The sequence below is a fragment of the Nostoc sp. S13 genome (assembly GCF_029379315.1).
GTDB lineage: Bacteria > Cyanobacteriota > Cyanobacteriia > Cyanobacteriales > Nostocaceae > Nostoc.
The window spans coordinates 77,137-94,204 of the sequence record NZ_JAQYWQ010000006.1 but is presented as its reverse complement, the minus strand read 5'-3'; the positions used below and the strand labels follow the sequence as shown (position 1 = coordinate 94,204).

At 41.7% G+C, this 17,068-nt stretch carries 18 protein-coding genes; 6 read left to right on the top strand and 12 right to left on the bottom strand.

What is annotated here, in order from left to right:
• Positions 1–156 precede the first annotated feature (156 nt).
• From PUQ00_RS03655 to PUQ00_RS03645, 3 genes are all read left to right on the top strand, one after another.
• A complete protein-coding gene (locus PUQ00_RS03655) occupies positions 157–513 on the top strand; it encodes an iron-sulfur cluster assembly accessory protein (protein WP_300413282.1) in 357 nt (118 codons plus the stop codon).
• 130 nt (positions 514–643) lie between these two features.
• Positions 644–1,066 carry a hypothetical protein gene (locus tag PUQ00_RS03650; protein ID WP_300413280.1) on the top strand — a complete coding sequence of 141 codons (423 nt, stop codon included), beginning with the start codon at positions 644–646 and terminating at the stop codon, positions 1,064–1,066.
• Positions 1,067–1,194: 128 nt separating this feature from the next.
• On the top strand, positions 1,195–1,440 hold the full coding sequence (locus PUQ00_RS03645) for a hypothetical protein (RefSeq protein WP_300413278.1): 246 nt from the start codon (positions 1,195–1,197) through the stop codon (positions 1,438–1,440).
• 125 nt (positions 1,441–1,565) lie between these two features.
• Here PUQ00_RS03645 and PUQ00_RS03640 read toward each other — a convergent pair whose 3' ends face one another.
• Positions 1,566–2,486, bottom strand: coding sequence for a TIGR01777 family oxidoreductase (locus PUQ00_RS03640; RefSeq protein WP_300413276.1), 921 nt, complete (start codon positions 2,484–2,486; stop codon positions 1,566–1,568).
• A gap of 204 nt (positions 2,487–2,690) precedes the next feature.
• On the opposite strand from PUQ00_RS03640, the gene PUQ00_RS03635 reads away from it, so the two are divergent.
• On the top strand, positions 2,691–3,038 hold the full coding sequence (locus PUQ00_RS03635) for a hypothetical protein (protein WP_300413274.1): 348 nt from the start codon (positions 2,691–2,693) through the stop codon (positions 3,036–3,038).
• A gap of 75 nt (positions 3,039–3,113) precedes the next feature.
• Here PUQ00_RS03635 and PUQ00_RS03630 read toward each other — a convergent pair whose 3' ends face one another.
• The 5 genes from PUQ00_RS03630 to PUQ00_RS03610 all read right to left on the bottom strand — a co-directional run bounded on the left by PUQ00_RS03630 (position 3,114) and on the right by PUQ00_RS03610 (position 9,816).
• Entirely contained in the window at positions 3,114–3,611 is a 498-nt protein-coding gene (locus tag PUQ00_RS03630; protein ID WP_300413272.1) for an FHA domain-containing protein, read from the bottom strand.
• 225 nt (positions 3,612–3,836) lie between these two features.
• Positions 3,837–6,380 (bottom strand): heavy metal translocating P-type ATPase, encoded by a 2,544-nt coding sequence (locus PUQ00_RS03625; protein WP_300413270.1) that lies wholly within the window; start codon positions 6,378–6,380, stop codon positions 3,837–3,839.
• Positions 6,381–6,515: 135 nt separating this feature from the next.
• Positions 6,516–6,710, bottom strand: coding sequence for a hypothetical protein (locus PUQ00_RS03620; RefSeq protein ID WP_300413268.1), 195 nt, complete (start codon positions 6,708–6,710; stop codon positions 6,516–6,518).
• A gap of 572 nt (positions 6,711–7,282) precedes the next feature.
• Complete coding sequence (locus tag PUQ00_RS03615; RefSeq protein ID WP_300413266.1) at positions 7,283–7,558, bottom strand: NINE protein; 276 nt, start codon at positions 7,556–7,558, stop codon at positions 7,283–7,285.
• A gap of 680 nt (positions 7,559–8,238) precedes the next feature.
• Complete coding sequence (locus PUQ00_RS03610; RefSeq protein WP_300413264.1) at positions 8,239–9,816, bottom strand: type II CAAX endopeptidase family protein; 1,578 nt, start codon at positions 9,814–9,816, stop codon at positions 8,239–8,241.
• A 145-nt stretch (positions 9,817–9,961) separates the two neighbouring features.
• Here PUQ00_RS03610 and PUQ00_RS03605 point away from each other — a divergent pair, with 145 nt between their 5' ends.
• Entirely contained in the window at positions 9,962–10,639 is a 678-nt protein-coding gene (locus PUQ00_RS03605; protein ID WP_300413351.1) for a Uma2 family endonuclease, read from the top strand.
• A 158-nt stretch (positions 10,640–10,797) separates the two neighbouring features.
• A complete protein-coding gene (locus tag PUQ00_RS03600; RefSeq protein WP_300413262.1) occupies positions 10,798–11,406 on the top strand; it encodes a hypothetical protein in 609 nt (202 codons plus the stop codon).
• 112 nt (positions 11,407–11,518) lie between these two features.
• On the opposite strand, the gene PUQ00_RS03595 is transcribed toward PUQ00_RS03600, so the two are convergent.
• From PUQ00_RS03595 to sufC, 6 genes are all read right to left on the bottom strand, one after another.
• Positions 11,519–12,151 (bottom strand): Uma2 family endonuclease, encoded by a 633-nt coding sequence (locus PUQ00_RS03595; RefSeq protein ID WP_300413260.1) that lies wholly within the window; start codon positions 12,149–12,151, stop codon positions 11,519–11,521.
• Between the two features lie 62 nt (positions 12,152–12,213).
• Complete coding sequence (locus tag PUQ00_RS03590) at positions 12,214–12,846, bottom strand: Uma2 family endonuclease (protein WP_300413258.1); 633 nt, start codon at positions 12,844–12,846, stop codon at positions 12,214–12,216.
• 1 nt (position 12,847) lies between these two features.
• The gene (locus tag PUQ00_RS03585; RefSeq protein WP_300413257.1) at positions 12,848–13,456 is read right to left on the bottom strand and encodes a hypothetical protein; all 609 of its coding nucleotides are present in this window, start codon (positions 13,454–13,456) and stop codon (positions 12,848–12,850) included.
• A gap of 103 nt (positions 13,457–13,559) precedes the next feature.
• Complete coding sequence (locus PUQ00_RS03580; RefSeq protein WP_300413255.1) at positions 13,560–14,822, bottom strand: SufS family cysteine desulfurase; 1,263 nt, start codon at positions 14,820–14,822, stop codon at positions 13,560–13,562.
• 15 nt (positions 14,823–14,837) lie between these two features.
• Positions 14,838–16,205 carry a Fe-S cluster assembly protein SufD gene (gene sufD, locus PUQ00_RS03575; RefSeq protein WP_300413253.1) on the bottom strand — a complete coding sequence of 456 codons (1,368 nt, stop codon included), beginning with the start codon at positions 16,203–16,205 and terminating at the stop codon, positions 14,838–14,840.
• Positions 16,205–16,996, bottom strand: a complete 792-nt coding sequence (gene sufC, locus PUQ00_RS03570; RefSeq protein ID WP_300413251.1) for a Fe-S cluster assembly ATPase SufC — start codon at positions 16,994–16,996, stop codon at positions 16,205–16,207. Before sufC ends, sufD begins: the two co-directional genes overlap by 1 nt.
• Positions 16,997–17,068 lie beyond the last annotated feature (72 nt).

The window sequence follows — 17,068 nt, the reverse complement described above, 5'->3', positions numbered from 1 at the left end:
AAATTTTTGGCCGCTTTTAACGGAGTGTTTACAATTTGGCATCTAGCGACATCTAAGCCGCTAGAATGAATACAAAAACACTCAACGAGCAACCCACAGGCATTAACAAGCCAATACAGGTTAACGCTTAGACTAATTAAGGAGTTTAAAAAGCAGATGACACAAGCAATTCAGGCTCAACAACGCGGAATTCTGTTGAGCGAAGCCGCATTGCACCAGGTAAAATCCCTCCGGGACAGGCAAGGTACAGACTTTTGCTTACGGGTAGGAGTCCGTCAGGGTGGCTGTTCTGGGATGTCTTACATGATGGATTTTGAAGACACCAGCAAAATCAGCCCTGAAGATGAAGTTTTTGACTATGATGGCTTCAAAATTGTTAGCGATCGCAAGAGCTTATTATATCTCTACGGTTTAATGCTCGATTATAGCGATGCCATGATTGGCGGTGGCTTCCAATTTACAAACCCCAATGCCAACCAAACTTGCGGTTGCGGTAAGTCATTTGGGGTGTAATATTGTCATTTGTCATTTGTCCTTTGTCCTTTGCAAACGACCAATACTTCTCTACGAGAGGCTGCGCCAACGGCAAGGCTTAGTACAAGTGACCAATGACCAATGACCAATGACTAACGACCAATGACCAATGACTAATACAGTTGAATCCCTGTTTGATACAGGTTTAGAACGCTATAAAGCAGGAGAAGCAGTAGATTCTTTAATCCCTGTGTTTAAAGAAGTATGCGATCGCGCTCCTAAAACTAGTGCTGCTTGGATTTGTTTGGCGTGGTTATATCTACTCGATAACAAACCCAACTTGGCTTACAAAGCTGCACAGAAGGCAGTCAAGTTAAATCCACAAGATCCCCAGGCTAGAGTCAATCTTGCCTTAGCAATGCTAGAAACAGGTCAAAAAGGTTTGCGCGAACACATTGACATAGCACAGCAGTTAATGTTTGTCAATGAAGAATGGAGTGATGAAATAAAAAATAGTATTGAAGACGGTTTAACTAGAAAACCAGATTGGCAGAGTTTGACAAAAGTCAGAAATTGGCTGTTTGAAGAATGAGTACAGACGCGATTAATCGCGTCTGTACAGGAGTGAGGAGTTAAATTCAAGCCTGCAATCCTCACTTCTGACTTATCCATCACTTAGTTACTATTCCTAAAATTTTGTGCGATTAGATCAAACGATAGATGAAAGATAAATTGTTAAATTGGCTAAACATGGTTTTAGTCGCAGATGTTTTTTTAGTTTTGTTTGGCTTTGGCTGGTTAATGATAGCTGCGATCGGAGATGGGGTGGGAGTAAACTTGGGTTTGGATTTGTGGCATAAACTGTGGCAACCCGTGTTTAATCCAGCGATCGGCATCCTCATGGGCGGTGCCATTCTGAGCGGTATTATCAGTTGGGTTTCCAGGAAATTTCCCTCTAGTCAATAATCAAAGGATTGGGCATTGGGCATTGGGCATGGGGCATTGGGCATTGCTGATTTCTCCCTCATCTCCCCACTCCCCACTCCCCACTCCCCACTCCCCACTCCCCACTCCCCACTCCCCACTCCCTTTTAATTAAGAATTTGCGTTAACGCTGATTGCAAATTAGGATATTTGTACTCAAAGCCTGTTTCCACGGTGCGTTTGGGGATGACTTGTTGACCTTCTAAAACTACTATAGCCCCGTCTCCTAAAAGAGCTTCGATCGCAAAAGCCGGAACGGGCAACCAAGAAGGGCGATTCATTACTCGTCCTAAAGTTTGGCTTAAATCTGCCATGCGGACTGGGTTAGGGGCAGTGGCATTATATACGCCTTCTATTTCCGGTTTAGTTAAAGCTTGCACAATCAGGTTAACTAAGTCGTCTACATGAATCCATGAGAACCACTGGCGGCCACTGCCAATCGGGCCACCAGCGAAGAGTTTGAAAGGCGAAATCATTTTACCTAAAGCACCACCATTGCCCAGAACAATCCCAAAACGCAGAATTACCAACCGTACACCAGCATCTTTTACCTTTTTCGCTTCTGCTTCCCAAGCTTGGCAGACTTGGGCGAGAAAATCGTTACCAGATAGACTTGTTTCATCAAAGGCTGCCGTTTCACTAGTGCCGTAGTAGCCAATAGCCGAAGCGTTAATTAACACAATTGGTTTGGGGTTAGCGTTGGCTATTGCTTCAACTATTTTTTGTGTACCTAACTTTCGGCTATTGAGGATTTCTTGTTTGCGTTCTGGTGTCCAGCGTCCTTCACCAATGGGTTCTCCTGCCAAATTAACTACGCCATCACAAGTAGCGATGACATTTTGCCAAGAACCAGAGACATTTGGTGTATAGGCAACAATTTCTAGATTCGGGAAAGCCTCAGATGGAAAAACCTTTTGAGCAAAGGCGGTGTTCCGAGTTAATACTACTATTTTATTACCTTCCCCGTGGAGTCGTTGTATTAAACGACTACCAACAAATCCTGTTGCTCCAGTAATTGCGACTTTCATTTTCTACCTCAGCCAAACCTTTATTGTAAAGTTTTTGATCAAACTTTTAGCTTACGGCACTTTCGTTGTCGATAGAACAGATGTGACTGTATATCTTGCTAATGCCTGATCTCAAAACTGAAAAACTTTGCTTTTTTAATGACTTTCCGTTCAGATGCTTCGCTATTATAGGATGGACAGAGTGTTGCAAGGCGTGGGGCTATTATGGCTCGCTATACCTGTTTATTTATTGTTTCTGTTCCTAGTGACAATCTCCAGCCGTTACTTGTAGAACTTCTACAGGACTCTCAGTTGGATATTCAATACCATACGGCCGAGTACATTATCGCTCGTGAGGTTCCCGGCAATGTTCCTTTTCCTAAATTAGTCACTGTAGAAGTACTGATTGATAAATCAAAATCTACTGAAACAGAAACCCGAATGAGTATTGTGATTAAAAATGAAGAACTACCACTCAAACTAGATAATTATTGCCGACAAATGTTTGAATTTATCAAGCAGGCTATTGAAAGTAGCCGCCATTGGCATTTGATTGAAAGTCTGGCGGGATAATAGCTTTAGTGATTGTATTGACATTCCCACGACTTGAAGCTGTGGGATTCTCATATTGTGATTGGTAGTTATAATTCACTCTCCCACATCCTCTAAATCCTCGGCCATACCGGGGTTTATTAGTGTAATGTCGTACTCACTCGAATCCGTTTGTCCCAAACGCTGATTGTTTCTTAAAAGGTAATAAATAGCACGTACTTGAGGCCCAAAAACGATTTCGTCTTCATTTTTTAGATCGTGAGCTGGTATCTTACGTCCATTAATCATCAAACCGTTGGAACTAGGCTTACCTTTAGCATCGCCATCTACAATCCGGTAATAGTAGCTATGACTATTATGCTCTCGCGGCAATCTCACTAATGTGGCATGGCGGCGCGAGACAAACTGCGACATCAAACGGATATTACACTCACGATCTCTACCGATAGAGTAGACGGGGTGCTCCAGAGAAAATTCTTTGCGACCTTGATCGTCTTCAATAATCAATAGATGGTTTTCATTGGTTTCGGCTGCCATTGACAAATCGGTGGAACTGTGATTGATCAAGATTTGTTTACTATCGTATCCTGCCATTCTCACGCACCATAAATCTGTGGTGCTGATCTAAATAAGCTTTAAAATTGCATAATACCTTGAAAGAGTAGAACATGGCCGTTCTACTCCAGTAGCTATGATAGCTTTGGTAAGTCTCTCAAGAGGCTTTTTAAGCTGCGTAAAATCTGACGGGGGGATTCAGTTTAACTTGAGATCGGAATAAGCAAGATTTGTGCTGGGAAATTTGAGGTGTAAAAGAGTGTTTTACGCGTGATGAGCTAATCGCCGTAATAATATTGAGTTTGTGACGACGCTAACAGAGCTAAAAGCCATTAATGCAGCAGCACCAGATGGATTAAGGACAAAACCCAGGCTAGGGAACAAAACACCAGCTGCTAAAGGAATGCCAACTGTATTATATGCAAAAGCCCAGAATAAATTTTGGCGGATTTTGTTGAAAGTGGCGCGACTAAGCTGAATAGATTCGACGACATCGTTTAAGCGATCGCGCATTAGGATAATTTCAGCAGTTTCCATCGCCACATCTGTCCCGGAGTGTAAAGCAATTCCGACATCTGCTTGGGATAAAGCTGGAGCATCGTTGATTCCATCTCCCACCATTGCGACTACTGAGTGGGAAGTAGGGAAGGTGGGGTTCCCTTTGGGGATAAGGGGTAATGGGGAGTGGGGAGTTAGGAGTGAGGAGTTAGGAGTTTTCTTTGTCGCCTTGTCTTTTTGTCCTCTTGTTCCTCCTAACTGGAGAGATTGTATTGCAGCTGCTTTTTTCGCTGGGGGGACACCTGCTATTACATCAGCGCTATCTAATCCTAGTTGTTTGGCGATCGCGCTAGCTGCTTCTGGGCGATCGCCACTGAGCAACATTACCCGTAAGCCCATCTGACGCAATTTGTCTACGGTGGAGCGGGCATCTGGTCTTAAGGTATCAGAAACAGCAATTAGCCCAGCTAAAGTTCCCCCAATTGCTACGCAAACCACTGTTTTACCATTTGTTGCCAAATCCTCTGCTACCTGTTGTGCAGTTTCACTAATAGCAATGCTGTGCCAATTCAACCAGTCCCAGTTACCCAACAATACAACTGTGCCCTCTACCACAGCAGACACCCCTAATCCTGGTTCCGTGTGAAAGTCCACAGCCTCTGGAATAGATAACTGCTGCTGTTGTGCTTCTTGCTGAATCGCTTTTGCTAGGGGGTGGTGAGTACCGCTTTCTACGGCTGCTGCTAGTTGTATTAGAGAGTAGGGATTCCCACTGCTCACTCCCAACTCTCCACTCCCCATTTGTGAAATTAACAGACAATCTGTGACGGTGGGATTACCTGTGGTCAAAGTACCAGTTTTATCAAATACTACGGTGTCTAACTGGTGTACTTTTTCTAAAACGTCGCCGCCTTTGATTAACAGACCCCGTTCTGCGCCCATAGCAGTCCCGACAAGAATGGCTGTTGGTGTAGCAAGTCCTAAAGCACAAGGACAGGCGACTACCATAACTGCGATCGCTAGTTTTAAGCTGATTAATAGGGGGGAGTGGGGAGACGCGATTAATCGCGTCTGTACGGAGTGGTCAGCGTGGCTGATCATTTCCATACCACCAGACATGGTGATATCAGTCCAGATGTGAGTGCCGAAAAAGTACCAAAAGACAAATGTCAATACAGATGCTGTCAGCACACCGTAGGTAAAGTAACCAGCGACTGTATCTGCTAATTTCTGTACCGGGGCTTTCCGAGTTTGGGCGGCTTCTACTAAAGCGACAATTTGAGCTAAAGTTGTATCACTTCCAGTACGGGTTGCCTGAATAGCGATCGCTCCTGACTGATTTAGCGTCCCCCCTGTCACTATATCTCCCGGTTGCTTGATTACTGGTACTGCTTCCCCAGTCAGCATTGACTCATCGACCGTTGTTTGACCAACCACTACTTCACCATCAACAGGGATTTTATCACCTGGTAGCACTTGTAACCATTCACCAACACGCACCTGTTCAGCAGGAATCTCTACACTAGAAGATCCCACTCCGACTTTCTCCGGGTTGGCAATCAATCGCGCTAAGAGTGGCTGGAGTGCTAGCAATTTCCTAAATGCGGCGGCGGCGCGACCTCTAGCTTGTTGCTCTAATGTTCTTCCCAAAAGAATAAAACCCAGCATCATTACTGGTTCGTCAAAGAAGCACTCCCAACCCATTTGGGGAAAGAGCAGCGCGACTAAACTAGCAATGTAAGCTGTCAGTGTTCCTAATCCGATCAGGGTATTCATGTTCGGCGCATTTCGCCGCCAGCCCAGCCAGCCATCTATTAAAATCGGGCGACCGGGAATTAATAGCGCCACTGTTGCTAGTCCACAGTGAAACCAGATGTTATTTAGCACTGGCAGTATTGAGCTACCAAGATTACCAAAATGTCCACTTCCCGACAATACCAGCAACACCGCAGCGATCGCCAACTGCCTAATAGAAGAGTTCATTTCTCGGCGTTGTCGTTCTACTGGGTCTGGTAAGGTAGATATCTCGCCTGCTAGTGTGCCACTAGCTTTTCTCTGTTGAGTCGGGAATCCAACGGCTGTTAATCGCTGTGCTAGTGCATTTCCATCTACCGCACCAGTTTCTGACTCTACAACTGCTACCTCTGTGGCCAGGTTCACACAGGCACTCTTGACTCCTGGATGTTGGGTTAGCTGTCGCTCTACTGCGTTCACACACCCAGCACACTTCATGCCCCCAACATCGAGAATAATTTTCTCTAGGATTGGGGCAAGTTCTGGGGCTAGCTTAGTTTTTGGGACAAGTTGCATGGCAAGTGTTTAGATTCGCTACAGAAATTCAACGCCTGACTAAAAGCGTCTCTAATTTGAGCGTAGGCGAAATATGGAACTACGACTGTATGTCAACCATATTAAATTTCTTAATTTATCGTACTTCCTTGAGTGTCAACCTCGGTTCCAGCGTAGGTAAGTCACATAAATAATAGCTACCACCTGCATTGGCATGAGGACAATTAGGCTTTTCCAAAAATTGTGAATTTCTAAATTAGACATGGCGCTGAAATAGCCAAAGCCCAACAACAAGAAAATGATCCAGATTATCTGTTTACGTTTGATGGTTAGCATAGCAGTAGGATTCATAATTTTTAGCAAAAATTTTATACTTAGAAATGCTGTACACAATAACTTCAATTAATAGTTACTCAAAAAACAAGTTTATCCAAGGGGAAGTTAATAAAAGAAAGATATATTTCTCCAGTCTGTGATAGCTTATACAAACGGATAATATAGTAGGTAAAAACGGCAAATAGCCCTATAATCTGTAATTTTATTTGTTTGACTGGATGACAGGAAAATGCTGTGATTCGACGTTTGGTGAGTAGTTCCACAGTAATATGAACTGCCACAATCACAAAACTAGCAAATAAAAATTGCTCTTAGGGTTGTTTGAAAAGTCACAAAGTATACTAAAAACCCCGCTTCCATTCCTCTAAGAGAAAGGTCGAGAGGCTTTGAAACCCCCATTTCCTTGTAGGGAAGGGGGTTCCAGTGTGTTAAGTTTGGGAGGCTTTGATGTTACCAAAAATACTTTTCAAACATCCTCTTAGCAAGAAATTTATTCTCTGGTAAATGTAAGCATTGACAAATTTGTTTCAAAGATACACTCAAGAGATATAACTTCACACAGTAATCCAAGTGTGAAATATAAGTTTCTAAAACCAGCCTTGCTTATTCACAAAGTAGGTATTTACGAATTCTTCAGGGGACTTATTTAAGTAAATCATGCCTTCAATTAAACCTACAAGTTGCATAATTAACAAGGCAATCCCGTAGGTGAAAGAACCTCCAACTACAGAAATCACCAACATGATAAAGCCTTCTGAAGCATATCCTAGAATAAACTTATGAACCCCAAATCCTCCCAGGATAATGCCACAGTAGCCAGCTAGAAGTTGTTTGGTAGGATGACTGGGGTTGAGATTTGCCATATAAGTGCTGCTCCTTGATAAGTGAGGTATAAAAATAAAGTCTTTATTGTAATGAAAGCAAGTAAATGTATTTTGTTAATAAATAGATTTTTAATTTTTTCAGTATAAGTAAGCCCAAAGACCAATAATCAAAATTAGCGTGCTTCTTTTCCAGAGGGGACGCTAAGATGTTTTACGGCATAGCCTGAAAATCTGGCGCTCCTTAATGACTTTTGGTGGATTTGATGATTGCAAATCCTGGTGGGGCAGTTTTGGAGATTTTTAGGCAAGACATTTTTCTTGAGAAGAATGAACCTCAATAATCAGCAAAAACTGCTATCTACACCACTTTTTACAAGTCAATCAGTATTATTTCCGGATTTTTTTATGATCGCTTCCAACGGGCGTGAAACGCCATCGCACCAATTACGAGACCACTAGTGTGGTTAGTGGGAATGTAGAAGCCCAAGAAGCAGCTTCTAACATCTCGAAAATGGCTAAAATCATCCGAATGAGAATAAATGCTTAACTAGATAGTTTGTTGTCTATGTTAACAGCATTCTTTGATTTGCTTTTGCCATTTTCTTATTTGGGTTTTCAGCGAGTATTTATGCTTACAACCAATTCTAACTAGTAAATTGTTCCTACTTATGGAGATAAAAGCAGAGATTTTTATTTTAGGCAACAGTAGCTTATTAGTATTAGTTACTACCCAATGTAAACAAACTTAATAATGTACCACTATTCCAGAGACTGTGGACGAGCATAGGGGCGAGGAGGTTACGCGATCGCGTGTAAACTACCCCCAAGACAATCCCCAATGCGGTCAGTGGCAGAATTTCTGACAAGCTGAGGTGAGCGATCGCAAACAACAAACTACTGATTAGAATCGATCCCCACACGGGTAAGTAGCGAGTCAGAGAGGGTAACAAAAAGCCGCGAAATAGAATTTCTTCAAAAAATGGAGCTGCGATCGCTGCTGTGGAGAAAAAGATGCCAAGTGCTACACCATCTTGGCTTTCTAGGGCTAGTTGCAACAGGGGATTACTACCACCCTGTCCTTGCCATAGCTGTTGATTAATCAAAGATACCACCACAACTATAGGTAAAGCCGCGCAATAACCTCCCAGTCCCCACAAAAACCAGTTATCTTGAAAACGGAAGCGAAACCAAAATTCTGGTAGTGGAAAAAAGCGCTTGAGAGAGAAATACAGCACTAACAGCGCACCCGATGCTACCAGTAAGTAACTAACCAAGACAGAAAACGCCTGAAGTCGCACATCCACAATGGGACGCGGGATGGGTAGCACCGATATTACCAAGGGCACAAAAATTTGCCCCATGAAGAAAAAGCCTATGATAAAAACTTGCAAAACCGTTTCACCATCCCAAGGCGTTGACCAAGGAATATCAGCATTTTGAGCTAGTAACGAGGCTTTTCCTTTCAACAAGCGTTGAGCAAATAACAAAATCAGCAGTATTAGACCAATTAACGCTGCTAACGTGGGAATAGTGCCAATAACTGCTAATTTGATTACCGCTTGAGCAGCAGATTCTTGTTGTGCAGCTTTAACTGCTGATAGAGCTTCTTGCCGTTGCTGGAGTTGGTATAGCTGAACCAAAGCAGTAGAGCGAAACCAACCTTCTAAATTTTTTTGAATTCGTTCTTGAGGATTTGGGAGGAGACGGGGAGGATTGCTCCACAGTCCACTCAATACAGCAGCAGTTTTCCCAAATTCTGGATTTATATCTGAGCGTTGTTCTAATTCGCTCCAAGTCTTGAGGGCTGTATCCGTCTGTCCTTGCTGCGCTTGTAAAATTCCTAGCCGCAAGTTTAATTCCGCCAGTAATTTTTGGAGTTGCTTAAAAGACTGCTGTAACTGTTGCTGCTGTCCTCGTTGAGAGGTTTTAGTAGTGGGAGGAACGTTCGGTAGAGGTTTCGGAGGTATGGGAGTTATTTCAGGTTGAGAGCGTAATTGTGCAAGTTTGTTGTTAACTTTATCCAAATTAGCTTGAACTGATTCACGCGCCTCCTGATACTGCTTTGTGGCGCTTTCCAGGGGTTGCTGACCAAGTATAGCTTCCCGAATCGCCTGAAGATTGTCATCGTTGCTATTTTTTGATTGCCAAGCTTGGGCTTGTAGAGCAATATTGGTTTGGTATAGTTCCAGGCGACTTTGAAACTGAGGTTCTTGCCAACTATTGAATAAAGCCGAAACTGCCAACAGAACTGCTGTAGGCGTCAGTATAAAAATTAAAATCAACCGCTTGAGTGTCATCTATCCCTCTTTTACTAACCAGTGGAGAGCGCGTCTCCCTTGCGAATTATCGCAAGAAAAAGTCAGAGGTGGATAGATATCATTAATATTATGAGTTTGCTATGAATCCGCGATGCCTGCGACGGGCTACGCCTACGCACCCACCATGTTAAATTACAACCCATTGCACTGCTTACCCTCCGCCGAGGATCTGCCCGATTCTGACGATGAACCTGTGGATAATCAACTACAACATTTGATTCCGGGCTTGCTAGAAGCCATCTTAGCTTGGCTGTGGACAAGCCGGATGGATTGGTTTTTTGGCGTTGATATGGGGATATATTACGATCCTGAATTACCGCCGATTGTGCCTGATGGGTTTTTAAGTTTAGGAGTCGAGCGAGTTTTTGATGAGAACTTGCGTTTAAGTTATGTGTTGTGGGAAGAAAAGGTAATGCCCATTATGGCGCTTGAGGTGGTTTCTCATAGACGACGTGGGGAATATACCAACAAAAAGAAACTTTATGCTGAGATGGAGATTTTGTATTATGTTGTTTATAATCCCCAACGCCGGAGAAAACCACCTTTAGAAGTTTATCGGTTTGTAAATGGTGAATATGTATTGCAGCCAGGAAATCTAGTTTGGTTATCAGAGATAGGTTTAGCAATTGGTTATGAACGGGGAACCTATCAGGGAATTACGCGGGATTGGTTGTATTGGTATGACAAACAAGGAGTCAGATATTTAACACCAGAAGAACGGGCGATCGCTGCCGAACAACGGGCTGACAGGTTTGCACAAGAATTGCGAAGGTTGGGGATAGATCCAGATTCTTTGAGTTGATTTTGTGATTATAATATCAAACACCCTAGAAGAGTGCGGCTATAAGAATGAAGTCTACCTTTGTCGGCTATAGATATATCCAACAGTTTTTTACTTAGATTTTATGTAAATTTAATTACGATAAAACACTAATCTCTTTAAGTCAAGCGAAGAACAATATGAATAGGAATGCTAAGGAGTATGTCGTAGGTCAAAGAAATGTTAATACGTTTATGTATCTTAAACAGGCAAGCCGTGTTCTTCTGAATCAAGCAAAAGCAAATGAAGAAGGCTCTTTTTACAACTATATGACTAGTATGCTGACATCAGCTTTTTATTTGGAAGCTTATCTGAATCATTCAGGATTTAAATTTTATGAAATTAGAGAAAAAGAAAATAATAGCTACTGGAAAGCTTTTGAAAAACTTAACCCCGATGAAAAACTAGAAAAATGGAGTGAGATGATATGTTTCAAAATAGACTATGGACGCAGACCATTTCAAACATTTAAAGAGATTTTTAAATTCCGAAACAAACTTGTTCATGGTAAAAGTGAAATAATTAATGTCAATCAAATTCAAAAAGCATCTGAAGAACATACATATACACAATTACCCAAGCTTGATTGGGAAAAAATCATTAATATGCAAACTGCGGAAAGGTTTTTGAATGATGCTATAAAAATGGTTGAAATACTAAATAAAGAAGCAGGTTTTTCTAGTAATGAACTCTCTACACTAGCCAGTACCAGTACCGTGAGCCAGTTAAGAGCAACGGAGCAAATATAGTGTGCTGAGGATGAAATATTTAGGCAACTATTTTCAAGAGTTACTCACTTATGCAATAAATATAAGTCAAACATATAGAGGCATTAATTTTAAATAATGATCGCCAACCAAGCTAACCTATCTTTCCCCTAACCCAAGCGCGAAAGGATTTCAGCAAAGCAATTTCACCAATACTTTTACTCTGCTCAATAAATTTGCTTATCTCCCTCACTAATACTAGAGGAAAGGCAATACTAAACTTACACTCTGCATATTGCCCGTCTATCAACTGATAAAATTTCAAATTTTGCCCATCATATCTCCAAAGTTCAGTTATACCCAACGCTGAATAAATCCCCAATTTGTTAACTGAACTACTGGTAATGTCAATCTCAATTGCTAAGTCAGGCGGCGGATCTGTTTCTAAATTTAGCTTTACCTTACCTCTAATAGCGGGTTCGTTTTGGATATAATAACAAGTATCTGGTTCTATTCCTCGCTTTGTAATTCTTCGTTTCAATGTTGTTGAACCAGCACTTATAATTTCAATTCCCAACTCTTCAGCCAAGACTAGAATAAATCGGTCAAACTGAATTTTAGGATTTTCGTGTTCAAAAAGTGGACTCATGATTTCTAAAACACCGCAGTCATAAGCAAAGCGAGAACCTCTATCCTCACCTGTATCTCTTAGCAAGGCTTCAAAGGTTTCCCAGCTAACGTTATGTAGCACTGTTCTTTGTTCAGCAGGCGTTGACTTGATAAGCATATTAAAATACTTCTTTCGTCACAATAGTAGATAAAATTCTTAATTTATCAATGAGGTAGACTTTACCCTATCTTCCCCTGCACCCAAGCGCTGAAGGATTGCACCAAATCAATTTCATCCATAGTTTTACTTTGCTGGATAAATCTATTCATATCACTAACATAAATTAGAGGAAAAGCTATACTAAACTTAATCTCAATATACTCGCTTTCTACTAGTTGATAAAATTTTAAAACTTCACCATTATATCTCCATAATTCTCTTACACCTAAAGCCGCATAAATATTAAATTTATTAACAGAACTACTAGTAATATCAATTTCAACTGCTAAATCTGGTGCTAGGTCTATTCTTAAATCTAATTCTTGTTTACCTCTAATTGCTGGCTCATTTTGAATATAATAGCAAGTATCAGGTTCTATTCCCTTTGTTATTGGATGACGTTTTAATGTTGTAGAATCAGCACTTCTAATTTTAATTTTTAATTCTACTGCTAAAGCGAATATCAATCGGTCAAACTGAATTTTAGGGTTTTCATGTTCAAAAAGTGGAGTCATGATTTCTAAAACACCGCAGTCATAAGCAAACCGACAACCTCTATCCTCACCTGTATCTTTTAGCAAGGCTTCAAAGGTTTGCCAGCTAACGTTATGTAGGACTGTTCTTTGTTCTGCAAGGGTTGGCTTGACAAGCATATTACAATACTTTTTCCGTCAGGATGTTAGATAAAATCCCGATAATTTTACCTATGTCATTAATATAATACTCGTTCAAGTCAATTTCAATCACTTGCTCAATAAGTTTCAAAAACTTCCAGCTAGTTCCAGTGGTGACAGTTCCATAAATTGTCTGAATGTTATTGCCCTCACGTTCATTAAACAATTTAGCTGCTAACATCTCTGCTACACACTGACCTAATCCTGCATTGATATTCTCTTTTTTAGCTTCTACAATTGTGACAACTGGTGCGTTAAGAATTAGTAACTCTGGTGAACGGCTAATAATAAAATCGCAATTCCCATTTAAACCTTGTGCTGAATCTACAGTAAAATCGATACCAGAAAATAAGCTTATTTGATTATTTAAATATTTCCTTACTGCAATTAAAATAGGCGCAATAATCATCTCTGAACGAGATTTTTCTGTATTACTGGCAAGAGCTAAAGGTACATTTTCCCGCAATACTTCTGCAAGTAATGGTGGACACTCTACTTGATCTACAGATGCAAAGATATCAATTTTATCAGAAATAGTTAAGCCAAAGGTTTTTCTAACTCTGTCTAAAGTAAAGTCACTGTATGACACTTTAGTTACTCCTGTAAAAAATCCAGATAATTAAATTGTGCCAACTATTAGCAAGATATGTTGCTGATATTTGGCACAATTAGTGTCTGAATATTTTGTAACTTTAAGCAAGGAAACCCGCAAAAAAGTCCAGAGTTTCTTTGAGTGCTTTGATGAAAATATCAATTTCCTCACGGGTGTTGTAGAAAGATAGACTTGCTCGTGCGGTTGCAGCAAGACCTAAGTAACGGTGTAATGGTTGAGTACAGTGGTGTCCAGAACGAATGGCAATGCCTTCTTGATCTAATAATGTAGATAAGTCGTTAGCGTGGACTTCCCCGGCGGTGAATGACGCTAGAGCGGCTCTACCTTCCCCTTTAGCATTTGGTTTAGGGCCGTAAATTCTAATTTGGGGAATTTGCTCTAATTGTTGGAACAAATAAGCCGTTAATTCCGCTTCGTAGGCGTGGATTTGATCCATGCCGATACTGCTAAGATAATCGATCGCAGCACCAAGTGCGATCGCTTCTCCAATTGCAGGTGTACCAGCTTCAAATTTATGTGGTAATTCTGCATAGGTGGAATGGTATAAATACACCTCTGCAATCATCTCACCGCCGCCAAAAAATGGTGGCATTGATTCTAACAATTCTAATTTGCCATACAAAAATCCTATCCCAGTTGGAGCGCACATTTTATGACCAGATGCTACCAACCAATCACAATCTATCTTTTGTACATCAATGGGGTAGTGAGGAACACTTTGGCAAGCATCAACTAAAAATTTAGCACCGTATTTGTGTGCGATCGCACCAATTTCTTCCACTGGATTAATACAACCCAAAGCATTAGAAATATGCACCACTGATACCAACTTAGTTTTGTCAGAAATCAGCTTTTTAAACTGTGACAAATCAAAAGTTTCTTCTGCTGTCAGTTCCACAAATTTCAGTACTGCACCCGTTTTTTGCGCCACGAATTGCCAAGGTACAATATTACTGTGGTGTTCCATCACCGACAGAATAATCTCATCCCCAGGCTGCAAATTGTTGATACCCCAACTGTAAGCTACTAGGTTAATTGCCTCACTTGCGTTGCGGGTGTAGATGATTTCCTGACGCGATGCAGCATTAATGAATTTGGCAACTTTATCTCGTGCACCTTCATAAGCATCGGTAGCTTTAGCACTTAGAGTATGAGCACCGCGATGCACATTGGCATTATATTGCTCGTAATAATCCCGTAGGGTATTTAATACAAACAAAGGCTTTTGCGATGTCGCAGCATTATCAAGATAAACCAGGGGTTTATCGTTGACTTCCTGATGTAATATCGGGAAGTCAGCGCGAACTTTATCAGCAAGGGTTTTGGTAGAGGTGAAAGTCATTGGTAGATTCAATAGTTAAGAGTCAAGCGATATGGACTTAAGATTATTGACTGTGTTTAAAAGGATTTCTCGCAGAGAAGTAACTGATATTTGGTTGATGATTTCAGCAGCGAAGGCGTTAATTAACAACTTCCGAGCATCGTTTTCATCGATTCCCCGACTTTGCAGATAGAATATTTCATCATCTTCCAATTGGCTAACGGTAGCACCGTGAGCGCATTTGACATTATCGGCAGTAATTTCCAATTGGGGTTTAGTATCAACCCTGGCTTTAGATGATAGCAGCAAATTCCGATTCAACTGGGCTGCATCTGTCAACTGCGCCCGTTTGGGAACCAAAACTTTACCATTGAACACTGCATGAGCGCGATCGCCTACAATACACTTATGCAATTGCTTACTCGTACTGTGAGGATAATTGAGTGCGATCGCACTATGAGTATCAGCCAACTGTTTACCAGAAATCATCGTCAAACCATTGAGAGTAGTTTCAGTCTGCTCACCAGTTTGCAAAATTTCTAAATTGTGCCGTGACAGCTTCCCACCTAAAGTTATGGCATGACAAGTATATCGACTATCACGAGCCTGTGCGATCGCAGTCTTGCCAATATGAAAAGCCTCTGTACCTTCCCGCTCAACCCTAGTGTGACTCACCTGGGCATTGTCAGCAATCCAAACTTCCGTAACCGCGTTGGTAAGGTAAGTATCTTCTGGGGTAGGCATCTTGCCTGCCACATACTCTTCAACCAAACTCACCTGCGAACCACTTTCCGCCACCACCAAACAACGCGGCTGCGAAATCGTCGCCATCTCCCCAGCAACGGCAATAAACACCAAATGAATTGGTGTGTCAACTACCACATTTTTCTTCACCCAAACCACAGCTGCATCAGTTATTCCAGCCGTATTGAGAGCGGTAAAAACCTCCTGCGCTCCCTCAGCTTGAGCTAAATACTGCTGTACATTCTCCTGTTCAACCACAGGTAAGCCAGCCAAATTACTCACCACAATTCCAGATGGCAAATCTCTAACTGCTGATAACTCCGGCGCATAAACGCCATTAACAAATACCAAACGACTATTAGCCGCTTCTGGCAAAATATCAAATTGTAAAGATGCGTAATTTCCCGTCTCTACATTAAATTGCACCTTTCGCAGAGACGACAAATCAGTAAATCGCCATTCTTCCTCGCGGGTTGTGGGAATAGTCGAGTGGCGTACCCAACTAGCAGCACCTTCACGTAAATCCTGCAACCAACCTTCTGTTTTCGTTGCAGTTACTTGATTTAATAACCCAGTTAGATAATCATCTCTATCTAACATCGATGTCAAACTGACTACATTTGAGTTAGGAATTGGACTGGGAGATACTTGAATACTCATTACACACCTACCTCAGCAGCTGCAAACTCTTCCAGCACCCAGTCATAACCGCGAGACTCTAATTCTAACGCTAGTTCCTTACCATCACTGGTAATAATCTGCCCTTGTGCCATCACATGCACAAAATCAGGCACAATATAATCGAGTAACCGTTGGTAGTGAGTAATCAGAATTGTGGCATTTTCTGGACTTGCCAGTTGATTTACCCCATTAGCCACAATACGGAGCGCGTCAATATCCAAACCCGAATCTGTCTCATCCAAAATTCCCAACTTTGGTTCCAGCAGCGCCATTTGCAGAATTTCATTCCGCTTTTTCTCACCACCAGAAAATCCTTCATTCAAACTCCGACTGAGAAAACTGGGATTCATCTTCACCACATCCAGCTTTTCCTCAATCAAATCGTCAAAATCAAAAGCGTCTATTTCCTCTAAACCCTGTGCTTTCCGACGAGAATTGTACGCCACCCGCAAGAAATCCAAATTGCTCACACCCGGAATTTCTAGCGGATACTGAAACGCCAAAAACACACCACTTCTGGCCCGTTCTTCTGGCTCCAATTCCAGCAGATTTTGCCCCTGAAAAATCACCTCACCGCCAGTCACCTCATACGCTGGATGCCCAGCCAACACCTTAGAAAAGGTACTCTTACCAGAACCATTCGGCCCCATAATCGCATGAATTTCACCCGATCGCACCTCAAGATTTACACCCTTTAAAATCGGTGTCCCATCAACATTAGCCGTCAGATTCCTTACTGACAGCACAACTTCACTATTTTCAATAATCATCTTCTCTCCCTTCTCTTTCTTTGCGCCCTTTGCGCCCTTTGCGGTAGCCTGCGGCAAGCCGAAGCGTCTACG